Origin of the sequence: Pseudoalteromonas sp. UBA6610, from assembly GCF_002433295.1 — a bacterium.
Taxonomy (GTDB): domain Bacteria; phylum Pseudomonadota; class Gammaproteobacteria; order Enterobacterales; family Alteromonadaceae; genus Pseudoalteromonas; species Pseudoalteromonas atlantica.
The window spans coordinates 9,118-30,877 of the sequence record NZ_DJHW01000124.1 but is presented as its reverse complement, the minus strand read 5'-3'; the positions used below and the strand labels follow the sequence as shown (position 1 = coordinate 30,877).

The window sequence follows — 21,760 nt, the reverse complement described above, 5'->3', positions numbered from 1 at the left end:
AAAGCTAAGCACAGCGAGCTTAAAACCTATTTAGAATCGCTATCGGCTGTTACGCAAAATGAGTTTGATACATGGGAAAAACCAAAGCAGCTGGCGTTTTTAATCAACGCATATAACGCCTTTACTGTTGAGCTTATATTAACAAAATACCCAAACCTTAAATCAATTAAAGATTTAGGCAGCTTTTTTAGCTCACCATGGAGCAAAGAGTTTGTGCCATTACTTGGTAAAACGCGCAGCCTTGATGATATAGAACATGGTTTAATACGTGGCAGTGGTAAATACAACGACCCACGTATTCACTTTGCTGTAAATTGCGCAAGTATTGGCTGCCCAGCCCTACGTGAAGAAGCCTACACAGCCACTGATTTAGAAAGCCAATTGCAAGCGCAAACGGTGCGTTTTTTATCAGATACAACCCGCAATATAGCGCAAGGTAACACGCTAAATGTGTCTTCAATATTTAAATGGTATGGCGAGGATTTTGAACAAGGCTTTAAAGGCGCAAACACATTGCAGCAGTTTTTTTTGCAATACCCTAAAGCACTAAAACTGATACCCGCTCAGCAAAAAGCGCTTAAAAATAACAACATGAAAGTTAAGTTTTTAGACTACAACTGGGATTTAAATGCTCGCCAATAAATGTTGGCAAATATTATCGCGATACAGCGTGTGCTGCATCGCGTTTTGCATTTGCCTTGTTATTAGCTTTAAAAGCCTAGCAAGTACACAACTACAAAGCCGTTGGCAACAAATAGAAAGCTTAGGTAAAAACCAAAGCGTATATTTTTATGCGTGGGGCGGCGATGCGCAAATAAATGCATATATTCAATGGGCTGCGCAGCAAGTAAAAGCCAAATACAACATTAACTTAGTACATGTAAAACTCAGTGATACCAGCGAAGCCGTTAGCCGGGTACTTGCCGAAAAATCAGCAAACAATAACGATAAAGGCAGCGTAGATTTAATTTGGATAAACGGTGCTAACTTTGCCACCATGAGCGAGCACTCATTATTACTTAAACAATGGGCTAATAAGCTGCCTAATTTTAGCTACACCGACCCTAGCAATAACCCCGCTGTTAATTTTGATTTTGGTATACCCACCAACGGGATGGAAGCACCTTGGGGCCAAGCATCGCTCACCTTTTACTACGACAGCTTAGCAATCGACGGCACTGCAAATAACACACTACCAACAACCCTAAACCAATTACTTAGCTGGAGCGCACAAAATCCAGGGCGCTTTAGCTACCCAAAGCCACCTGATTTTTTAGGCATGAGCTTTTTAAAATACGCGCTTGTTATGCTACATCAACAAAGTGATGAAACACTTAAAGCACAGTTAAATCAGCCAGCTACTGCACAAAACACAGCCCAAGTATTAAACCCATTATGGGACTTTTTAAATAAGCTGCACCCAACACTTTGGCGCGGCGGGAAACACTTTATGCAAAGTGGTGCACAAATGCGCCGTTTAGTAGGCGACACCGAGCTAAGCATAGCGTTTACGTTTTCAGCACCCGAAGTGCCCGCAGCCGTTAAACGCTATGATTTACCTAAAAGTATTCGCAGTTATGCAATGCAAGATGGCAGTTTAAGTAACACCCACTTTGTAGCCATACCTTATAATGCAAGCCATGCACAAAGTGCGCAGTTAGTGGCTAATTTTTTATTAAGTCCAGAGGCGCAAGCTCAAAAACAAAAAGCGCCTATATGGGGCGATAAAAGCGTACTTATTCAATCAACGCTAGCTCCACAGCAACAAGCTTTATTTAAAACAACGCAACCGCATCCAAGTGCCCTGCCTTTAAATAGTATTAAACGCACGCTAAGTGAGCCACACCCAAGCTGGGTAAACGCTATTGTGCAAGGGTGGCAAACACGTTTTGGAGTAAGCCAATGAGTGTTGTTTCAAATAAGTTAGCAGCAAGCCCAACGCTTAAACCACTTAAAAGCGCCGATATGTTTAGTAAATTAGTGACATTAAGCCCACGATTTTTACTGGCATTATTAATTTTGCCGGTAATAGGCGGCTTAATTAGCGTGCTATTGCCCGCTTTTGGTTATGCGCCGGTACTTGAGCATACAACACTTGGCCTACATGGCTTTACTATGCTCATGCAAACACCCGGCCTAACACACATGGTTATGCTAAGTGTTGGCAGCGGATTAATAAGTACCTTACTAGCCTTTACCATTACATTAATGATTTTAGCGGCATTTTTTAATAGCCCGTGGCTTAACCATATTCAGCGTTTATTGAGCCCGATACTGGTAATTCCTCACGCGGCAGCGGCTATAGCGGTTGGTTTTTTAATTGCGCCTTCGGGAATGATCTCGCGCTTAGTATCGCCTTGGTTTAGTGGGTGGGAACTTGCGCCTAACGGCATGTTTCCGCATGACGCGTTTGGAATTAGTATAATTTTAGGCTTAACCCTTAAAGAGCTGCCTTTTTTACTGTTAATGGCGCTAGGTGTGCTTGCCCAACCTGAGCTTGGCAAAAAACTGCGTCAACAACATAAAGTAGCGCTTAATTTAGGCTACTGCCCTATGACTGCTTTTTTTAAAGTAGTATTACCAAGCCTTTACCCATTGCTGCGCCTACCCATTTTAGCCGTATTGGCTTATGCCAGTGCAAGTGTAGAAATGCCACTTATTCTTGGGCCAAATACACCTCCCACATTGGCTGTAGCTATCATGCACTGGTTTAACGATGTAGATTTAAACCTGCGTATTAAAGCCTCTGCAGGGGCACTATTACAGCTTGTCCTTACTGGTGGTTTACTAGCTCTTTGGCTTGGCGGCGAAAAAGCGATAAAAGCATTATTTAGTGATTTACTCACCAATGGCGAGCGAGAATATGGCGGCGTTTATTGGCAAAAAATAACAACCGTATTAACGGTATTTGTAATTGGCTTTATTTTGCTTTCGTTAACTGGCTTAATTATGTGGTCGGTTGCCGGATTTTGGCGTTTTCCGGCGGCACTGCCCGAGCAGCTCACGCTACTTCACTTTAAAAGTGCGCTAATGCAAATGCAAAGCCCGCTTTTTAATACCCTTGCGATAGGGTTAGTAACAACGTTATTTGCCATTATTATTACCCTTTTGTGCTTAGAGTCAGAGCAATTAAGTGCCAAACCCATGTCGCGCTTTACCAGCTTAATTATTTATTTACCGCTGCTTGTACCAAGTATTGCGTTTTTATTTGGCCTAGTGTGGCTGCAACAACTAGTAAATAACCAGGCCGCGTTTTTTAATGTGGTATTTACCCATTTATTGTTTGTACTACCGTATGTGTTTTTATCGCTTGCGAGCAGTTACAGGCGCTTAGACCCTCGCTTTGCTCATGTAGCAGCAAGCCTTGGCGCAACGCCCTGCAAAGTGTTTTTACAAGTAAAACTACCCCAGTTGTTTGCTCCTATTTTAATTGCGGCGGCACTTGGTTTAGCCATTAGCTTTGGCCAATACCTCCCCACGCTTTTAGCCGGTGGCGGGCGCATATCAACCATAACAACCGAAGCGGTTACCCTTGCTAATGGCGCAAGTAGGCGCACCAGTGCGGTGTATGCCATTATGCAAATGGCATTGCCACTCATTGGCTTTATACTGGCGTGGGTGTTACCTAAGTACTTTTTTAAAAGCGCCCATCGCTAACCCATAAATTAAAAGGTTTTTAATGCAGTCATCTTTAGAGATTAAAAATTGTGAGCTTTATCGTCAAAACCAGCAATTACTTAGCTTAAACGAGCAGGTAAAAGGCGGCGAAATTCTCACTGTTATGGGGCCATCAGGCAGTGGTAAATCAAGTTTACTAAATTGGCTTACCGGCACATTACCCAGTGGTTTTAGCGCAAACGGTGAAGTGTGGCTTAACGGCGAAAATATTAATAACTTGCCCGCACATTTACGCCACATAGGCGTGCTTTATCAAGATGCGTTATTATTTTCGCATTTATCGGTAAGCGGTAACATTGCCTTTGCTATGCCTAAAGGCAATAAAAAACAGCGCCTTGAAAAAATAGAGCACGCCCTTGAACAAGTTGGATTAAAAGGCATGGCTAATCGCCACCCCGACAACCTTTCAGGTGGGCAACAAGCCCGTGTTGCTTTATTGCGTATGCTATTGAGCGAGCCAAAAGCTATTTTGCTTGATGAGCCCTTTAGCAAGCTCGACACCCAATTAAGAGTAGATACGCGCGAGCTAGTATTTAGCCAAATACGCGAGCATAAATTGCCCGCTATTATGGTAACTCACGATCATAGCGATGCAGAGGCCGCAAACGGCAAACTGATCACCTTAAATTTAGCCAAGTAAAAGCTCAAAAAGCACAAGGCACCAAGCATGTTAGACAAATACATCACCCCAGTAATAAAGCCACTGTTAACTCCCGTTGTAGCGTTAATGCACAAACGCGGCATAACGCCCGACCAACTTACTGTGGTAGGCTTTTTAATAGGCCTATTAGCTGTGCCATTAATTGCGTATGAAATGTGGTACGCAGCGTTAACGGCTATTGCTTTAAATCGTATTTTAGATGGGCTAGATGGCGCATTGGCACGCCATGCAAATTTAAGTTCAAGTGCTGGCGGCTTTTTAGATATTACCCTCGACTTTTTATTTTATGCGGCAATTCCGCTTGGCTTTATTTTGGCAAACCCCGAGCAAAACGCCATTGCAGGTAGCATATTACTGGCCACCTTTATAGGCACTGGCTCAAGCTTTTTAGCCTTTGCCATAGCCGCCGAAAAATTTAAGCTCGAAAAACCCCAGTTTAAATACAAAAGCTTTTACTATTTAAATGGTTTAACCGAAGGCACAGAAACCATCGCGCTGTTTATTGCTTTTTGTATTTGGCCGCAGCACTTTGCCCTAATGGCGAGTATTTTTGCCACTGCATGCGCTATTACTATCTTTACACGTATACATGGTGGGTATAACACGCTTAAACTCCAAGAAGCTGATGAGGTTAAACAAGCCAATGAGTAATGAAATTTGGTGGCGATTAGGGTTCTTTTTTAGCATTTTGGTTATTATGATGCTACTAGAATCGCGTATGCCTGCCCGTAAATCGCCGATAAAAAGTACCACCCGGTGGTTGGCCAATTTTGGACTGGTGTTTGCTTCATCATTAATTGCTCGCTTAAGTGTGCCAATAGGCTTAACTGCCGTAGCGCTTTATAACCAAGAGCACGGTATCGGTTTATTTAATCAAATAGCCACACCAAGTAGTGTTGCTATTATTTTAAGCATATTACTGCTTGATATAGTTATTTATTGGCAGCACCGGCTTTTTCATCAAGTGCCTATTTTGTGGCGTTTGCACCGTGTTCACCACGCCGATGCCCATGTAGATACCAGCACAGGTTTGCGTTTTCACCCTATCGAAATTGTGCTCAGCATACTTATAAAATTGATTGCCGTTACCGCTTTAGGAGTACCTGCTATTGCAGTATTAATATTTGAAATAGCACTTAATGGATTAGCGCTGTTTAACCACGCCAATATACGTTTACCCAATGCCATAGAAAAACCACTTCGGCTCATATTAATGACCCAAATACTACACCGTATTCATCATAGCCAACGCGTGAGCGAAACCAATTCAAACTATGGATTCAGCGTTATTTGGTGGGATAAACTGTTTGGTAGTTACAAAAATGAAGCGCAAAAAGCCGATAACGACATAGATATAGGCTTAAAAGAATACCCTAACCCGCAGCAAAACGCCTCGCTGTGGGGTTTGCTAATTATGCCGTTTAAACGTAAATAAGCTGCCGTTTCAAGTGGCTACAATACTATTTAAATAAACAATAAATTAAGGGGTAAATGCGTATTAAATTTACACATTTACCTTATTAAACCCCGCCAAAGCCTTATTCCCTTTAATTTAACCTTTACAAGCTAATCGCTTTAAAGGGTTTACTAACCTATTGAATGCTATACCACTTTCACTTTTTTTAACTTTCGTTTTTTGTAAAAAAGCAAAATTACACGCCATATAGTTAGCCTAATACGGGTAAATCATCGCAATTAGCGCTAAATGTAATTGCTGCAGGTCACTTTAATATTTACCGCTTAAGTAAAATATTAAAAGATGTATTAAAAATGCAACATTTCAAATAATGTAAGCTGTTAAATTTATTAGCGATTTAGTTAATAACTCCAATTGGTAAACTGGTCTTACCGTAAACTAAATGTAAATAAAACACACAAATATGTTGACCATTTACGTAGTGCGCAATATTATTTGTAAGCGCTTACAAAAACACATGATAAATGTAAGCGCTTACAAAAATAAATATGGTTCTTTTTAATAAGTTTAAACACACATTCTGACAACAATCTGTGAAACCGGGGTTCAGCTATGAACATTGAAAAAACACACATTGCTCGCTTACTGGCTGCTATTTCGTTAGCGTCTTTAGCTGGCTGTGGTGGCGACTCAGCCACAACATCTAATTTTGAAAATATCGACGCTTCTGAGCCAGTTTCAGATTGGCAACTAGTATGGAGCGACGAGTTTGAAGACTCAGCCATTGATACTAATAAGTGGAACTTTGAATTAAACTGCGATGGCGGTGGTAACAACGAAAAACAATGTTACACCGATAACGAAGAAAACGCCTTTATACAAGACGGTGTGTTAAACATTGTTGCCCTACCCGCGACAGAAGGCGCTGAAAAGCCCTACACTTCTGCGCGTTTAAATACCCGTTACAATGCTGACTTTACTTATGGCCGCTTTGAAGTACGTGCAAAGCTGCCTTCGGGGCAAGGCAGCTGGCCTGCGTTTTGGATGCTACCAACCGATGAAGAATACGGTACATGGCCACGCTCAGGCGAAATTGATGTTTTAGAATCAGTAAACCTAAAAACCGCTGACGAAGATGGCGGTGTTGAATCAAGCATTCATGGCACATTGCATTACGGCCGCGCTTGGCCAGATAACAGCTACACAGGCCAAGAGTACAAATTTCCTGAAGATAGCAACCCAGCAGATGACTTTCATACTTACGCAGTAGAATGGCAAGAAGGTGAAATACGCTGGTACGTTGATGGCTACCTATATGCCACACAGCGCCAATCAGAAGTATTATATAATTCCAAAGGCGAAGCCGCAGGTTTGAAACATCGCGGTTGGTTTGCAGAGTATTTTGAACAAGGTTCTGGCGAGCTAGAAACTCATTGGGATAGCGCTCCTTACGATAAAGACTTTCACTTACTGTTAAATTTAGCAGTAGGCGGCGACTGGCCTGAAAACGTAAATGAGTTAGGCGTAGATGCCAGCGCATTTGAAAACGGCCAAACATTTGCAATTGACTACGTACGTGTTTATCAATGTGCATCAAACCCAGATACCGGCAAAGGGTGTGAAACTATTCGCCCAGGTTACGATAACCTAGACGATGCCCTGCTAGAGGGCGAAGCGCCTATTCCTAGCCCGCCATCTACAGGTATTGCTACACCGTTAACTATTTTTGGCGACAGCTTTAACCCTAACTGGCCAGCATGGGATTGTTGTGGTGGCTCAACACCTGCAATCGTAAGTGATGAAGAGCAAGGCGACGCTGTTGAATTTACAATAGGCAGCGAGCCTACAGTGGTTGGTTTTATTAGCCGCGATGCGTTTATTACTGACGAAAACGGCGCTGCAACACCTTTTGATGCATCACCTATGCTAGAAGAAGGCTACGTACGCTTTAAAATGAAAGTAACCAGCGCACCAAGCGTGCCAGACACACCTTGGTTTGTAAAACTTGAAAGCACAGAAGCCTCAACCGATGCTGATATGCCGCTTACAAGTAGCGTTGAAGGCCAAGCACCTGTAGTAGGTCAGTGGCAAACCTATACATTTTTACTTTCTGACCTTGCTGACTTAGATTTAGATATCAGCGCAATTGACGTACTTATGGTATTTCCTGAGTGGGGCACGGGCGAAGGCGCAACCTTTTTAATTGACGACGTTGAAATTACACAAGACAACCTAGGCGGATCACCAGAGCTGACTATTTTTGAAGATGAGCAAAACCTAGCATGGCCAATGTGGGATTGTTGTGGTGGCTCAACGCCTATCGAAGTGGTAGATGATGAAGCGCACGGTGTAACCGCTGAATTTAGTATTGGTGCAGAGCCTACAGTAATGGGTTTTAACAGCCGTACTGAAGTAGGTGGTGCAGGTGAGTCATTTGATGCAAGCAGCATTTTAGATGAAGGCGTTATACAGTTTGACTTAAAAGTAACGTCTACTCCTAGCGACCCGTCAACTGCGTGGTTATTTAAAGTAGAGGCAAATGGTGCAACTTCATTTGCAGAACTTGAACTAACGCAAAGTGTTGAAGGTGTAGCGCCAGTAACTGGCGAGTGGCAAACTTATACATTTAAGTTATCAGATCTCGCAGGTGCAGGCCTTGATGTAAGTGCAATTGATGTACTTATGATTTTTCCGGCATGGGGCGCAGGTGAAGGCGCGGTTTACCGTGTAGATAATGTTAAAATTTACAACCCTAATGCAGCGCCCGTTGCCTCTGGTGAGCTAAACGTATTTACAGATACAGTCGCCGATCAGTGGAGCATATGGGATTGCTGTGGTGGTTCAACACCTACTACAGAAACCGACGATGATCAGCACGGCGCAGTGGCTCAGTTTAGCATTGGTGCAACACCTACTGTAATGGGCTTTTTAGCCGATGAAGACGTATCGTTTGATGCATCAGCCCTGTTAGAAAATGGCGTTGTACAGTTTGATTTAAAAGTAATAACAGCACCTTCAAACGTGGATGCACAATGGTTATTTAAAATTGAATCAATTGGCGCTTCAAGCGCAGTAGAGCTGGCATTAACGCAAAGCAATGAAGGGCAAACACCTGTTACAGGCGAATGGCAAACATACACCTTCCCTATTCAGGAACTATTTGATGCAGGCTTAGATATTAGCGCTATAAACGTGCTCATGGTATTTCCTACGTGGGATATGGGCAACGGCGCATTATACCGCATAGATAACGTGATTATCGCGAATCCATAAAAACACACTACAATAGGCGCATGGCGCCTATTGCTACACAACAACATTTTATAAAGCAGAGCTATTATGAACACATTCAATTTTAAAAAGAGCCAACTCGCGGCTTCTGTGTCTCTTATCATTGCTGCAAGCACGTTAAATACGGCCATTGCTGCCGAGGCAGACACTGCAGCATCTCCTGATGTAGAAGTTATTGAAGTAAAAGGTATTCGTGGTTCACTTATTCGTTCTATGGATATGAAACGTGATTCATCGGGCGTAGTAGATGCCATTTCAGCAGAAGAAATGGGGAAATTTCCAGATACCAATTTAGCAGAATCATTACAACGCATTACCGGTGTATCGGTGAGCCGAGCAAACGGTGAAGGTAGCCAAATTACCGTACGTGGTTTTGGCCCAGAGTTTAACTTAATTACGTTAAACGGCCGCCAAATGCCAGGCACAGGTTATACGCGTTCGTACAACCTTGAAAACATTGCCTCAGAGGGCGTAAGTGCGCTAGAAGTATTTAAAACAGCGCGCGCCGATGTACCAAGCGGTGGTTTAGGTGCAACAGTTAATATTTCTACTGCGCGCCCTTTTCAAAAGCCAGGTCAAAATTTTTCAGCCACGGTTAAAGCAAATCACGACTCATCAAACGAAGCCGGTGATGATGTAACCCCTGAGCTTTCGGCTGTTTATAGCAACACATTTGCAGATGACAGATTTGGTTTTGGTTTTTCGTTTTCGCACCAAGAACGCGACTTTCAAAAACAACGCGCCAATATTCAAGGTTGGCAAGCCAATGTTGATTTACCTGAATTAGATAGCAGTAACGTTGTTGATAACCGTACTGACCCATCAGGTAACTACTACTTCCCTAAAGACATGAACTACTCTATTGAAGATGTAGAGCGTGAACGTACTAACGGCCAAGTTACTTTTCAATTTGAACCAGTTGATGGCTTTGTAGCCACACTTGATTACACAGCAAGTAAAGCGGTTACGGGCTCTGAAAGTATTGGTTGGGGTATTTGGAACGACTTTGGTAGCAATATTAATGGCTACGAGCTTGATGAAAACGGCACCGCTGTTTATGCCGATATTAGCGGTAACGATGCCTCGTTTACAGCCAACAAAGGCACCACAGAAGTAAAAGCACGCTCTATTGGTTTAAACCTAGAGTGGGAAATTAACGACACGTGGCACGTTGAACTTGATTACCATGACTCTAAAAATGAAACCGATAACGGCGCCGATGACGGGCTAGGCAGTACTGGCCAAGTGATTTTAGGCTCTGATCAGCTAGCAAATAAAATTTACGATTACCGCACAGGCGAAATCCCAAGTGCACAGGTGAACTGGTTAAACGGCACAAGCGAATTAACGCCAGGCGAAATTGACTCTAACTTTAGCCAATTTACGCACTCGCCGGGTGAATCAAACATTGAGCAATTACAATTACATACCACTTGGTACAATGAAAACTTTGATATTGGCCTAGTTAAAGTAAAATTTGGTGCATCGCGCACTGAGCAAAACACAGGTGGTTACACTGCATGGAGTGGCTTAGTGGGTGGCCCTGGTTTTAACCCATCGTACACAGAAATATTCCCAGATAGCATGTTTACTCGCCACGATACGTCGGGCCTTTTAGATCAATTTGATGGTGGCGGCAGCAACTTACAACCAGGTTACTACTACACCTACGATTTTGATGAAGCAGTGGCTCGCCAAATGGCATACTTAACCTCTGATGTAACCGGTGGCGATGCATACGCAGCCAATGCTTACATGGATGGTATTGATAGCGAAAGCTACGTAGAAGAAATTACAAACAGCTTTTATATTCAATCAAGCTGGGAGTTTGATGTAAGCGATTACTACGTAAAAGTAAATGCAGGCCTGCGCTACGAGCAAACAGATGTAACAAGCACAGTACGCCAACGTGTTGAAGAACAAGTAAACTGGATCAGCGCCTCAGAATGGATAATGCAATATGCAGCCGGCGGCGATGATAACTTCTTAGAGCAGCAAGGCGATTACGACATATTATTACCGTCAATCGATGTAAGTGTTGATTTAACCGAAGACGTTGTAGCCCGTGTTTCATGGGGTAAAACTATGTCGCGTGCACCACTGGGTGATTTAGCCGGTGGCCGTAGCTTAACAGGCAGCCCAAAACCTGGCTCGCGCACGGGTAGCCAAGGTAATACAAATTTATTGCCGTTTGAATCAACCAATCTCGACTTATCATTAGAGTATTACTACGCAGAAGGCAGCTACGCCTCTGTTGGTTACTTTAAAAAAGACGTAGATAACTTTATTCAAACCACCATTACGCAAACCACGATTGAAGGTCTATACGACATTTTAAACGGCCCGCGTTACTTACAAGCAGTTAGCGATATTGAATCGCGCGGCGAGCAAGCAACCACCGATGCTATTTTTGCGCAAATGATTAGCAATGGTTATGGCAATGCGAATGGCGTCATTGAGCCAAATAGCGATGACCCACTTATGGTATGGAACATAAGCCAACCACAAAACACCGACAGCAAATCGGTAGATGGTTTTGAAGTGGCTGTTCAGCACTTAATTGGCGAAACTGGTTTTGGTGTAGGTGTTAACGCCACGTTTGTAGATGGCGATGTAGAATTTGATAGCGAAAGCCTAGACCAACAAGCTCCGCTTACAGGTTTAAGTGACTCTGCAAACTTTCAAGGCTTTTACGAAAAAGACGGCCTATCAATCAAAATTACTTACGCATGGCGCGACTCGTACTTAATTGGTGTAGGCCAAGCACAAGGCTCAGCCGATGCGCCACCGCAATATGCTAAAGCCTACGGCCAATGGGATATGAGCGTTAACTACGATGTAAACGAAAACGTAACGGTATTTTTTGATGGCATAAACTTAAATAATGCCACCGAAGAAGGCTACGGCCGTTACGAAGAGCAGTTTTTATTTGCTAATCAGTACGGCCCACGCTACTCAATTGGTGCCCGTTACACGTTTTAAACTATTCCCTAGTTAGAATAGTTAAGCCGCTTGTTTTAACAAGCGGCTTTTTTATAACGTTTTTATTTGCTCAAGCAATACATTGGTTGTCCAATCAATGGCGTTATATGCCACATCGGGCTTATAAAAATCCCCTGCCCCTCGCGCTCTGTTTACGTATACTTTGTTAGGTACTATCACTTTCCCCAACCCTGAAGGTAAATCAGCTAAGCGTACTTCCATATACATAGAATCAGCACTACTTGGCGCACCGAATAACGTTGTATTTTCAAAAAGCTTAAACTTATCAAGCGCATCTAAACAAGCACTGGCGCACTGCGGCGGAACAATAACAAACACCTTGGTTTTAAAGTCACTAGTTAAAGGCTTTTGTGGCATGTTATTTAGCGTATTGGTTTCTTGCTCTACATAAAATGGATCACCACTTTTAAGTGATAAAGCCATACCCGCAGCTGTGATTTTAAATATTTTCAATAATTCAGGCTGATTTTTTACAACCTCTAATAAAGACACTACATGGTCGGTATTATCCTTTGATGCTCTCCACCACACTTGCGTGTTTTGAGAAGTATTATCTACTTTTTGTTCTACTATTTTTTTGCCCCATAGTTCTTTGGCTATTTGTGAGCTCCAATAAGATGAGCCACCTTGGTTATGGCGCAAATCTAACACCACGGCTTTTGCAGTAAGTAACTTACTACGCTGCTGTTGTATTTTTTCAAACACTTTATTGTAGGCAGCAGTTTGCTTTTCGGTTGATGAAAAACTAGGCATAGCAATCCACGCAATGTTTTTTTCAGGCCAGGTTAAATCAATGGGGAGTTCATCACCGTTGTAGGCATTTTCTAAATGCTTGCTGGCTGACTTAGGCCTTACAGACCAATTTAATACGTGTGTATAGGTATCGCCATTGGCTTTAACAAATTCGCATTCTTTTAAAGGAGTTAAAAATGGATTGCCCTCGTCAATGAGTAACCGCCAACCTTGCTGCCACCAATGGCCAGGCTGTGCAACTTCACCATGAAACTTAAACACTCTCTCACGTATTAAGGTCTCGGTACTTTGTCCATCACATTGGCTTACAACGTCGCCTTTGCTAATATTTTTGTTTTCACTGTAATACACTTTTAGCGCATCACCTCGCCACACAGTTCTAAAGCCCGGCCAGCGGCGCGCGGGTCTATCTACGCTTGAAAACGCACCGGCGTGGCCATCTTGTAAAATAGTGCTAAAACGAGAAATTGCCGCTGCATGAACCTGCGGCCCACTCGCTTGAGCCGACAATGTAAGTGCTTCTGCTTTTGCTTTTTTTAATAAGTCAGGGAACGTTGGATTATTAACATCAAACATACCTGGGTGATTTTTTGCCGATATGCTGTAAGCAGCTTCAATATCACGCTCAGTAACACTGCGCCATTGCTCATCCGTTTGCGGTGACACAGCGGTGTTAGCAAAACCCATAAAAGATACAATAAAGCTGCTAGTAGAAATAGTGAGCATAGATATTTTAACCATCATTCAAATCCTTTTGTTGTAGTTTTTTAATAGTTAAAACTGGAAACTATTGATGCCGTTTAACTTAGCACACACTTAAAATAATTATGCCTAAATGCCAGCTCTAGAGATTGTTTAATGCTTGAGTAGACGAATCCATTCATCGGGGTTTGCTAAAATAAAGTCATAAGTATCTTCATTATCTAAAGTGATTGTTATTCCATCGCTTGTTAGTGGTAAAATGCCTGCACCTCTCCCTGCTGACTTTTCAATTTTTACGATTGCGCTTCGTGTAAAAGTATAAGGCCCTAAACCAGCACTTTCATTGTATGGCTCAAAACGTACCTCACCTTGCGTTACATAAAATTTACCATCGGCTTTTGCAACACCACCTTGATACGTAGCTGTAGATGATTTGAGTATTTTATTGTTCATTTGGCTTTCCTGCTAATTAATTTACGTCAATAAAATGTATTCACTTTAATAAGTTATATAGCTTTATACTTTAAGGCAATCAATTTGTACCCAAAAAGCAAGTTATAATGACACGTACTTTATTTAGCCAATTAGAATCTAGGCTTCGAAAGATGTAAAGTTTAAAATGGGTGTTTTGTTAATTCTTTCTCTGAATTTTTTTAACTAAAGGCACTATCGCTAAAGCTAGCAATACGGCAAGAAAAAAGCCCACAAACGTATTACCAAACACCCATCTAAAAAAGATTCCTGAAAGAGACAAAACAAAAGCTGACCAAAGCCATGGATTTATATTCTGCATACTATCTAGAGCACCTCATAGCACCCTGCTTAGGGGCGCAAACACATGGGCTATAATTTGGATCGAAGCGACGCTGCCCATGTGTATGCATCCCAGCGAACGAAGTGAGTGTGTTGATTAGGTTGTTAGGTGCGTGCATATTTAAACCACTACCCTAGGGGCTTTACCATGAAAGCCCAAGTATAGTTTTTTGAGATTACCTGGCACGAGAGGCCAGCCACGCTCAATACCTTCTTTTGTACCTTTCCAGAATAAGTGCTCTGTATAATATACATCTATGTATTCGAATTCTGCTTTGGTTGCAGTATCTAGTTTTTCGCTCATGTACTGCAACTGTTCTAATGCTTCTTCTAAATTACCTTGGTTAAACAAAATGGTTGTCAAATTTGCGAACTCTTCCATTAGGAATGTGAGTGCCCATTTTTCATGTTTTTCCATGAGAGGCACAACGTCAGGAAATTTAGTGCGGATCTCTTTTAAGAACTGTCTTATCTCTGATTTGGCCATTGATTTCTCAGAAGCACCTAACGCTTCGCACAAAAGGTGACAGTTTCCGGAGGTCGGCTTGCTGCGCCTTGTTCTACTCATACTCTTTAAATACGTCATGGATTCGTTGAACTGAAACTCTATTAAAGTCCTCTTCGTAATACTCTTTGCCCCATTTTATATATTCTAATGGGGTGATTTTTATAGAAGGTAGAAGCCAACTTGAGCCATCATCTTCTTCATCATTGAATTTAACTGGGCCTTGCATCCACTTGCCAGTTTCGCCTTCTCTCCAATAACAAAAAGTAACATCCTCTTTTTCAAAGGCCTCATCATCCAAAATGGACAATAGTTTTTCTGGTGCCCCATCGTACATTCCCGGCCATACGCCATACTCATCCTGAGCATGTGGGCTTACTTCTGACTCATGGTCGAAACCTTTTATTAAAATGGACTCATCTGAAAATACGATAACTAAATCGTCGCCACCGCCATTGTCATAAGTAGCGACCTGAATCCCCTCACACCAATCTGGACTAAATGTGAAGCAGCGAAGATACTCATCATCACAAAGCTCAATGTCTAACGCAGCACAAGCCTTAAGGGAAGATCGAATCTGACTATTTGATATGCTCTCTAATTTCATCAGTGCTCGCCTAATTGAAGAGTAGAACGCCGCGTTAAGTAGTGAGCGACGCCTACGACTAACCTAAACCATTACACCGTAAACACAAAACTCAATTTGAACCAAGAATGCCATGCGTTGCGAATCTGCCTTAAACGCTTTGTTATGCGTTCATTCCATGTGCAGGGCTGATTCTGGACATGATAACCATATCTATATACCGTCCACTTTTGAATGTACTCAAACGCTTAATGCCCTCAGTTTCAAAGCCTACCTTTTCATACAGAGCTTTGGCTGAAAGATTATCAGCATGAACCTCTAATTCAACACGAATTAAATTAAGCCAATTATCAGCTTGATTGATTGCTTCATGCATCAAGGCTTTTCCGACACCTTGTCCGTGACTTTCAGGATGAACAGCGATGGCAATAGAAGCAGTATGCTTATCCCGAACTTTATCCGTTAGGAATAGCGTCACGTGTCCAACCACTTTACCATTAACTTCTGCAACTAACGTGTATTGATTTGATGCTGAAAAGAGATTTGAAACTTGCGAAGAGCTCAAAAAAGGAAGTTGTGATGTATTTGCCATTACTTCCGTAAAGCTATAAATATTATGAAGATCTTTATGATCAAATTCTTCTAAGTGTCTAATTTTCAAGTTACATCCTTACTGTAAGATCTGCCGAACGCATAACAACTTTGTCTACGACATTTGTCGTTTTATAAACCGACAAATGTCCCTATATTACGATGCTTTTATCTTAGCCAGCAAATAACCACCTGTAAACAATTAGTTAACTATAAAGGAATTTCCATTAATGCTGTAATGCACCTAAATGGGGGAGATCAGTAATATCCGACAATGCATAAATCACTGCTCATTTTTAGAGCAACTTTTATAAAAAGTTAATATCGTAAAATCGTTTTTTGACGCAGGTAATGAGTTATTAAAACGCTTAGGTTTTAACGGTTTGAATACCGCTGGTATTGTACTTATATATTACAACACGCTTAAAGTAGCCTTGTGAGCACTGTGAATAAAAAAGCGCTGCAAATATGCAGCGCCCTCATTACTTAATGGTTGTTGTGTTTAAGTTTGAGCTGCTTTATTAAAAAAAGCCGAGCGGATCTTCGCTATAACTCACTAATAAATTTTTAGTTTGTTGGTAGTGATCGAGTGCGAGTTTGTGCGTTTCGCGCCCTATTCCTGATTTTTTATACCCACCAAATGCAGCATGTGCTGGGTACATGTGGTAACAGTTGGTCCACACCCGGCCAGCTTCAATTTTACGCCCCATGGTATAAGCACGGTTCATGTTTCGGCTCCACACCCCTGCGCCTAAGCCAAATTCTGAGCTGTTGGCAAGTTCGAGTGCTTCGGCTTCATCTTTAAAGGTCGACATAGAAATAACAGGGCCAAAAATTTCTTCTTGGAACACACGCATGTCGTTGGTACCTTTAAGCAGTGTAGGTTGTATGTAATAACCACCATTTAAATCGTCATTTAGCTGCTCTACGTTTCCGCCGGTGAGTACTTCAGCGCCTTCTTTTTTACCTATGTCTATGTAACTAAGTATTTTATCAAACTGTGCTTTTGAAGCTTGAGCGCCCACCATGGTTTCGCTGTCGAGTGGGTTACCGCGTTTAATTTGTTGGGTACGTTCGAGTATGCGCTCAATAAACTGCTCGTATATATCTTCTTGAATAAACAATCTTGATGGACAGGTACATACTTCACCTTGGTTAAAGTAAGCAAGTACGGCGCCTTCTATGGCTTTTGATAAAAACGCGTCGTCTTTTTCCATTACATCATTAAAAAATATATTGGGCGATTTACCGCCAAGTTCTACCGTTGAGGGAATAATGTTTTCAGCAGCACATTTTAAAATATGAGAGCCGACAGGTGTAGAGCCTGTAAATGCAATTTTAGCAATGCGCTTACTTGTGGCCAGTGCTTCGCCTGCTTCTTTACCAAACCCATTTACAATATTGAGCACGCCTGCAGGCAGTAACTCACCAATAATGTCCATTAAAACTAAAATAGATGCTGGTGTTTGCTCAGCTGGTTTTAGTACCACACAGTTACCTGCAGCAAGTGCGGGTGCAAGTTTCCATGCGGCCATTAAAATAGGGAAGTTCCACGGGATAATTTGCCCAACCACACCTAACGGTTCGTGAAAATGATACGCCACCGTGGTTTCGTCAATTTCGCCAATACTGCCATCTTGCGAGCGCAGGCACCCTGCAAAGTAGCGAAAGTGATCGGCCGCGAGCGGAATATCAGCCGCGAGTGTTTCGCGAATGGCTTTACCGTTATCCCATGTTTCGGCAACAGCTAGTAGCTCTAGGTTTTGCTCAATTCGGTCGGCTATTTTTAACAGTATATTACTGCGCTCGGTCACCGAGGTTGTACCCCACTGCTCTCGCACTGCATGCGCTTTGTCGAGTGCTAGGTTTATATCATCTTTGTCGGAGCGAGGTATTTGGCAAAATACCTTACCATTTACTGGGCTTATATTATCAAAGTATTGGCCGTTTACAGGCTTTACCCACTCCCCGCCAATGTAATTACCGTATTGTTTTTTAAAGTTTACGAGTGCGCCATCGCTGCCTGGATTTGCATATATCATGTGTGTGCTCTCTTTATTGTTGTTAGCTAAAGGTCGAACATTTATATAAAACAAAATGCTTTATATTTAATCAGTGTTGTTTGACATTAGCCTAACAAGCCCCTAAAAACTTGATTAGCTGTCCACAAAAGTTGTCTGTGAGTCCACACTAATAAAAGCCAAAAGGATTGATATGCACACATCTCAGTTAAACAAAAAACGCCAACAACTTGATGTTTTAATAGAAAATAAAGTGACATTTGCAGCAGATAACAGCGAGTTGAGCATTTACGACACGTACCAACGCGCACAAAAGGTGGCACTGCATTCAAAGGAGTTACTGTTTTGTGCCATGCTCAGCGGTAAAAAAGTAATGCACGTAGAAAGTAGCCAATACCATAAAGCATTTTTACCCCACGAGTCGTTTGTATTAGCGCCAGAGCAAGGTGTATTAATTGATTTTCCACAGGCATCAATGCACGCCCCAACCACTTGTTTAGCAATTGAAATAAGCAAAGATAAAATAAACGCTGTGGCAAATGCGCTTAACATGCAGCAAAGCTTTGCACACGATGGCGACTTATTCGAGTATGTTCCACAATTGGTACACAGCCAACATAATAGCCAAATACAGCAATTATTAGAGCGCATGGTACATTTATTTAGCGAACCAGGCGCACAGCGACATTACTTAATTGACTTGTCGTTAAACGAATTGATCACCCGGTTGTTACAACAACAAAGCCGCGACTTATTACTCGCTAATAGCGATAAACCACGCCTTAAAACAAAAATAAGCGATGCACTGCTTTATATTGAAGAGCACTTAAACGAAACGCTCGACATAAATACCTTGTGCAAAATAGCCTGCATGAGCCGCAGTAAGTTTTATCAGCAGTTTAAACTGGCATTTGGCACTACCCCAGCCCTTTGGCAGCAACAATTAAGACTTAAAAAAGCGCGCAATCAATTACTGCAAGGCCATGCAATTAGCCAAGTCTGCTTTGATGTTGGGTTTAATAGCGCGAGCCACTTTAGTCGTGTATTTAAACAAACCTTTGGTATTGCGCCTAAAGAGTGCCGGCATTAAGGGTAAAACCTTATTTTTTACTTTGCTAACGCCCTGAATATGTTAGTTTATTAACATGAGTATTGAGTAAAGAATTGGTATGAGTAAGCAAACCCGCTGGACCCTAAAAAGTATTGCTAAAGAGTTAGGTGTATCTAACGCAACAGTCTCTAATGCGTTTAATCGCCCTGATCAGCTATCGGCTAAACGCCGAGACGATATTCTTGCAGCGTGTAAAACATTGGGCTATTACGGGCCCAATAAAGCCGCGCAATCGCTTCGCAGTGGTACGTTTAATATTGTGGCGTTAGTGCTGCCCGATAGTGTGGAATATATGGTGTCGGACCCTGTGGCCAGTAGCTTTATGCGGGGTGTAACCTCGGTGCTTGAAAAAAACGGCATTAATGTTTTATTGTTTTCAGGAAATAGCGATAACCTTAACAGCGTGGTCGACTTTGTTGATGGCTTTATTTGTTATGGCCGCCCTCGAAATCACGCATTAGTAGAGCAGTTAAAAACGGTCTCTAAACATGTGGTAACTATTGATTTTGATATAGCCCGCAATGCCTCAGTAAATATTAATAACGAGCAAGCAAGTTACGAAATAGCCAAGCATGTTTTAAAAAATCAAAGCGACAAAGTCGCTATTTTAGGCTTAAGATTACTTGATGAAAACGTATTGTGCCGCGTATATGAGCATCACGAATTTGAAACAGGGCAATCTATTTCGCACCAACGTTTACGGGGTTATCAACGTGCTTTAAGTGAGGCAAATATAACCGTAGCTGATGACCGCATTTGGAATATACCTGAGAGCAGCGAGCGTTTTGCTAACATTGCCGCTAAAGAGGTGTTGAGTGCCTCCCCTCGCCCTAACGTTATAATTTGTATGAGTGATTTAATTGCCCTTGCCACCATGCGAGAAGCGATAAAACAAGGCATAAAAATAGGTGAAGAACTGCGTATTGTCGGCTTTGATGGAATAGACGAAGCCGCTCGTTTTGTGCCGCGCCTAACCACTATTCATCAAAACAGCCAAGAAAAAGGCGTAATGGCCGCCGAACTATTTATATCTAAAGAAGAAAAAATATGTGATGTAAGTTACGAGCTAGATATTGGCGCAAGTGGTTAATAGGTTATGTTAAAAAGGACTGGGTAAACAAAAGCCAAGCTCAAGAGCTTGGCTTTTATGTTTTAATAGCCTGTTAGGCTAACAATGCGTTTAAACTTATCGTTGTTTCTTCATCACCATTTACTTGGGTAATAAGTGCATCTCGCGTTTTAAAATTAACACTTAATGCAATAGACTTATCTTCAAGTTGCCACGTTAAACAACATATTCCCTGTGTACCGTGAGCACTAAACTCTCCTGCAAAAGCGGGGTGTTCATTACGTAATTTAATGAGCTCTATTAAACCTTTTACTACAGGTTTATTGAGTGCGTGCTCGATTGTTTCACTATTTAAATACGGACGGTTAATATCACGGCCCACATTGGTACGCGCAAGTAAATCCATATCGTTTTCGCAGGCAAATAAACCACCGTAGTACACTTGCGGCACACCGGGGGCAAAAAACTGTATGGCACGCGAAATCAAATAATCTAAATCGTTAGCGCCTAATGCATTGTAATACGTGCAATTTACTTGGTATAAATCAACATTACTGGCAGCAGCACCCGTAGCTTGGCGGCTTTGGTTGTTACTGTTGGCATGCATGGTTTCTACAAGGGTATCTATTTGCTGTGCATTTAATAGCCCTGGCTTGTCGCCCATTGGGCCAGCATCAATAATGCCTATGCCGTCGTGTGTATCAAGTACCGTTAAACAGTTGCGTGGTGAAATTTGTAACCATTTAAGCAGTGCATCTACATCGTTATTAAATAAGCTATGTAAAATAAGCGGCGGTAATGCAAAGTCGTAAACCATGTTTACACGCTTTGCTACTTCTACTTGTGTTTGGTAGTGGCTATGAATTTCAGCAATGGTTTCCATGCCAAGCTCGTTTGCTTGCTTTGACAAGTTATCTAGGTAGCCAAAGGTTTCGTCTAGCATAAAACAGTTTGTACCGGCTTGTTTAATTGCGTAACCCGCTGCATCTAAACGAATAATATTTACGTTATTTTCAGAAAACTTAGTTAATACGTTATTTAAATACGCAATACCCGCTTCAACTTTTACGTTTATATCAATTTGGTTATCGGTAAACGTGGTCCAAAAGTCATACGTTTGACCATCGCCACACTGCATTGGTGTAAAACAGCTACCGGGGCGCGGGCGATATATTGCTTGTTGCTCAGCTTCGCTCATACCATTTGGAAAAACGTCTTCTTTTGTTAAAAACAAATCCCAAAATTCTGATTGCTTACCTTTAGCTAGCACATCTTGAAACTGATAAGACTGCGCCGATACATGGTTAACGATTAAATCAGCCATTAGATCATGGTTTTCACCCAGTGCTTGAATATCAGCCCATGTACCAATGCGAGAATCTACTTCGCTGTGGTCAATCGGGTCAAAGCCTGCATCGCTGCCATCAATCGGATTATAAAACGGCAAAAGGTGTACACCACCAAAAACGCCCTTAAGTTGGCCATTTAAAAGCGTAGTAAGTGCGTTTATATCTTGCCCTGTGATTCGATCAGCGTATGTGATCAATTGAACTTTATTC

General features: G+C 42.0%; 17 protein-coding genes. 10 read left to right on the top strand and 7 right to left on the bottom strand.

The window, feature by feature from the left end; genetic code table 11:
• The 8 genes from B4F91_RS16370 to B4F91_RS16335 form a co-directional block, all read left to right on the top strand.
• A partial coding sequence (locus B4F91_RS16370; RefSeq protein ID WP_288636055.1) for a DUF547 domain-containing protein occupies positions 1-642 on the top strand: 642 nt, incomplete at its 5' end.
• Positions 629-1,906 carry an ABC transporter substrate-binding protein gene (locus B4F91_RS16365; protein WP_288636053.1) on the top strand — a complete coding sequence of 426 codons (1,278 nt, stop codon included), beginning with the start codon at positions 629-631 and terminating at the stop codon, positions 1,904-1,906. The genes B4F91_RS16370 and B4F91_RS16365, both read left to right, overlap by 14 nt.
• Positions 1,903-3,657, top strand: a complete 1,755-nt coding sequence (locus B4F91_RS16360; RefSeq protein ID WP_288636051.1) for an ABC transporter permease — start codon at positions 1,903-1,905, stop codon at positions 3,655-3,657. Before B4F91_RS16365 ends, B4F91_RS16360 begins: the two co-directional genes overlap by 4 nt.
• A gap of 22 nt (positions 3,658-3,679) precedes the next feature.
• On the top strand, positions 3,680-4,318 hold the full coding sequence (locus B4F91_RS16355) for an ATP-binding cassette domain-containing protein (protein WP_004589582.1): 639 nt from the start codon (positions 3,680-3,682) through the stop codon (positions 4,316-4,318).
• A gap of 27 nt (positions 4,319-4,345) precedes the next feature.
• Positions 4,346-4,990, top strand: a complete 645-nt coding sequence (locus B4F91_RS16350) for a CDP-alcohol phosphatidyltransferase family protein (protein ID WP_286936439.1) — start codon at positions 4,346-4,348, stop codon at positions 4,988-4,990.
• On the top strand, positions 4,983-5,774 hold the full coding sequence (locus tag B4F91_RS16345; protein ID WP_286936442.1) for a sterol desaturase family protein: 792 nt from the start codon (positions 4,983-4,985) through the stop codon (positions 5,772-5,774). Before B4F91_RS16350 ends, B4F91_RS16345 begins: the two co-directional genes overlap by 8 nt.
• A gap of 594 nt (positions 5,775-6,368) precedes the next feature.
• Positions 6,369-9,029, top strand: coding sequence for a glycoside hydrolase family 16 protein (locus B4F91_RS16340; protein WP_286936444.1), 2,661 nt, complete (start codon positions 6,369-6,371; stop codon positions 9,027-9,029).
• A gap of 66 nt (positions 9,030-9,095) precedes the next feature.
• A complete protein-coding gene (locus B4F91_RS16335) occupies positions 9,096-12,029 on the top strand; it encodes a TonB-dependent receptor (RefSeq protein ID WP_054981730.1) in 2,934 nt (977 codons plus the stop codon).
• A gap of 51 nt (positions 12,030-12,080) precedes the next feature.
• Here B4F91_RS16335 and B4F91_RS16330 read toward each other — a convergent pair whose 3' ends face one another.
• The 6 genes from B4F91_RS16330 to B4F91_RS16305 form a co-directional block, all read right to left on the bottom strand.
• A complete protein-coding gene (locus tag B4F91_RS16330; RefSeq protein WP_286936468.1) occupies positions 12,081-13,490 on the bottom strand; it encodes a S41 family peptidase in 1,410 nt (469 codons plus the stop codon).
• A 168-nt stretch (positions 13,491-13,658) separates the two neighbouring features.
• Positions 13,659-13,958 carry a hypothetical protein gene (locus B4F91_RS16325; RefSeq protein ID WP_286936446.1) on the bottom strand — a complete coding sequence of 100 codons (300 nt, stop codon included), beginning with the start codon at positions 13,956-13,958 and terminating at the stop codon, positions 13,659-13,661.
• A gap of 481 nt (positions 13,959-14,439) precedes the next feature.
• Positions 14,440-14,805 carry a DUF7674 family protein gene (locus B4F91_RS16320; protein WP_029773055.1) on the bottom strand — a complete coding sequence of 122 codons (366 nt, stop codon included), beginning with the start codon at positions 14,803-14,805 and terminating at the stop codon, positions 14,440-14,442.
• 73 nt (positions 14,806-14,878) lie between these two features.
• Positions 14,879-15,430, bottom strand: coding sequence for a hypothetical protein (locus B4F91_RS16315; protein ID WP_286936448.1), 552 nt, complete (start codon positions 15,428-15,430; stop codon positions 14,879-14,881).
• Between the two features lie 142 nt (positions 15,431-15,572).
• The gene (locus B4F91_RS16310) at positions 15,573-16,070 is read right to left on the bottom strand and encodes a GNAT family N-acetyltransferase (RefSeq protein WP_248443879.1); all 498 of its coding nucleotides are present in this window, start codon (positions 16,068-16,070) and stop codon (positions 15,573-15,575) included.
• 451 nt (positions 16,071-16,521) lie between these two features.
• Positions 16,522-18,042, bottom strand: coding sequence for an aldehyde dehydrogenase family protein (locus B4F91_RS16305; RefSeq protein ID WP_286936450.1), 1,521 nt, complete (start codon positions 18,040-18,042; stop codon positions 16,522-16,524).
• Positions 18,043-18,214: 172 nt separating this feature from the next.
• Between B4F91_RS16305 and B4F91_RS16300 the strand changes: the two genes are divergently transcribed.
• On the top strand, positions 18,215-19,111 hold the full coding sequence (locus tag B4F91_RS16300; protein ID WP_029772295.1) for an AraC family transcriptional regulator: 897 nt from the start codon (positions 18,215-18,217) through the stop codon (positions 19,109-19,111).
• Between the two features lie 79 nt (positions 19,112-19,190).
• Entirely contained in the window at positions 19,191-20,222 is a 1,032-nt protein-coding gene (locus B4F91_RS16295; protein ID WP_121638349.1) for a LacI family DNA-binding transcriptional regulator, read from the top strand.
• A 73-nt stretch (positions 20,223-20,295) separates the two neighbouring features.
• Here B4F91_RS16295 and gtfA read toward each other — a convergent pair.
• On the bottom strand, positions 20,296-21,760 hold a 1,465-nt coding region (gene gtfA / locus B4F91_RS16290; protein WP_288636046.1), incomplete at its 5' end, for a sucrose phosphorylase.

What these genes read in the sequence shown, in the direction of transcription:
- B4F91_RS16295 (WP_121638349.1), top strand. Translation starts at nt 19,191, where the DNA reads ATGAGTAAGCAAACCCGCTGGACCCTAAAAAGTATTGCTAAAGAGTTA.
- B4F91_RS16305 (WP_286936450.1), bottom strand. Translation starts at nt 18,042, where the DNA reads ATGATATATGCAAATCCAGGCAGCGATGGCGCACTCGTAAACTTTAAA.
- B4F91_RS16355 (WP_004589582.1), top strand. Translation starts at nt 3,680, where the DNA reads ATGCAGTCATCTTTAGAGATTAAAAATTGTGAGCTTTATCGTCAAAAC.
- B4F91_RS16330 (WP_286936468.1), bottom strand. Translation starts at nt 13,490, where the DNA reads ATGGGTTTTGCTAACACCGCTGTGTCACCGCAAACGGATGAGCAATGG.
- B4F91_RS16320 (WP_029773055.1), bottom strand. Translation starts at nt 14,805, where the DNA reads ATGGCCAAATCAGAGATAAGACAGTTCTTAAAAGAGATCCGCACTAAA.
- B4F91_RS16335 (WP_054981730.1), top strand. Translation starts at nt 9,096, where the DNA reads ATGAACACATTCAATTTTAAAAAGAGCCAACTCGCGGCTTCTGTGTCT.
- B4F91_RS16300 (WP_029772295.1), top strand. Translation starts at nt 18,215, where the DNA reads ATGCACACATCTCAGTTAAACAAAAAACGCCAACAACTTGATGTTTTA.
- B4F91_RS16345 (WP_286936442.1), top strand. Translation starts at nt 4,983, where the DNA reads ATGAGTAATGAAATTTGGTGGCGATTAGGGTTCTTTTTTAGCATTTTG.
- B4F91_RS16315 (WP_286936448.1), bottom strand. Translation starts at nt 15,430, where the DNA reads ATGAAATTAGAGAGCATATCAAATAGTCAGATTCGATCTTCCCTTAAG.
- B4F91_RS16325 (WP_286936446.1), bottom strand. Translation starts at nt 13,958, where the DNA reads ATGAACAATAAAATACTCAAATCATCTACAGCTACGTATCAAGGTGGT.
- B4F91_RS16365 (WP_288636053.1), top strand. Translation starts at nt 629, where the DNA reads ATGCTCGCCAATAAATGTTGGCAAATATTATCGCGATACAGCGTGTGC.
- B4F91_RS16350 (WP_286936439.1), top strand. Translation starts at nt 4,346, where the DNA reads ATGTTAGACAAATACATCACCCCAGTAATAAAGCCACTGTTAACTCCC.
- B4F91_RS16340 (WP_286936444.1), top strand. Translation starts at nt 6,369, where the DNA reads ATGAACATTGAAAAAACACACATTGCTCGCTTACTGGCTGCTATTTCG.
- B4F91_RS16360 (WP_288636051.1), top strand. Translation starts at nt 1,903, where the DNA reads ATGAGTGTTGTTTCAAATAAGTTAGCAGCAAGCCCAACGCTTAAACCA.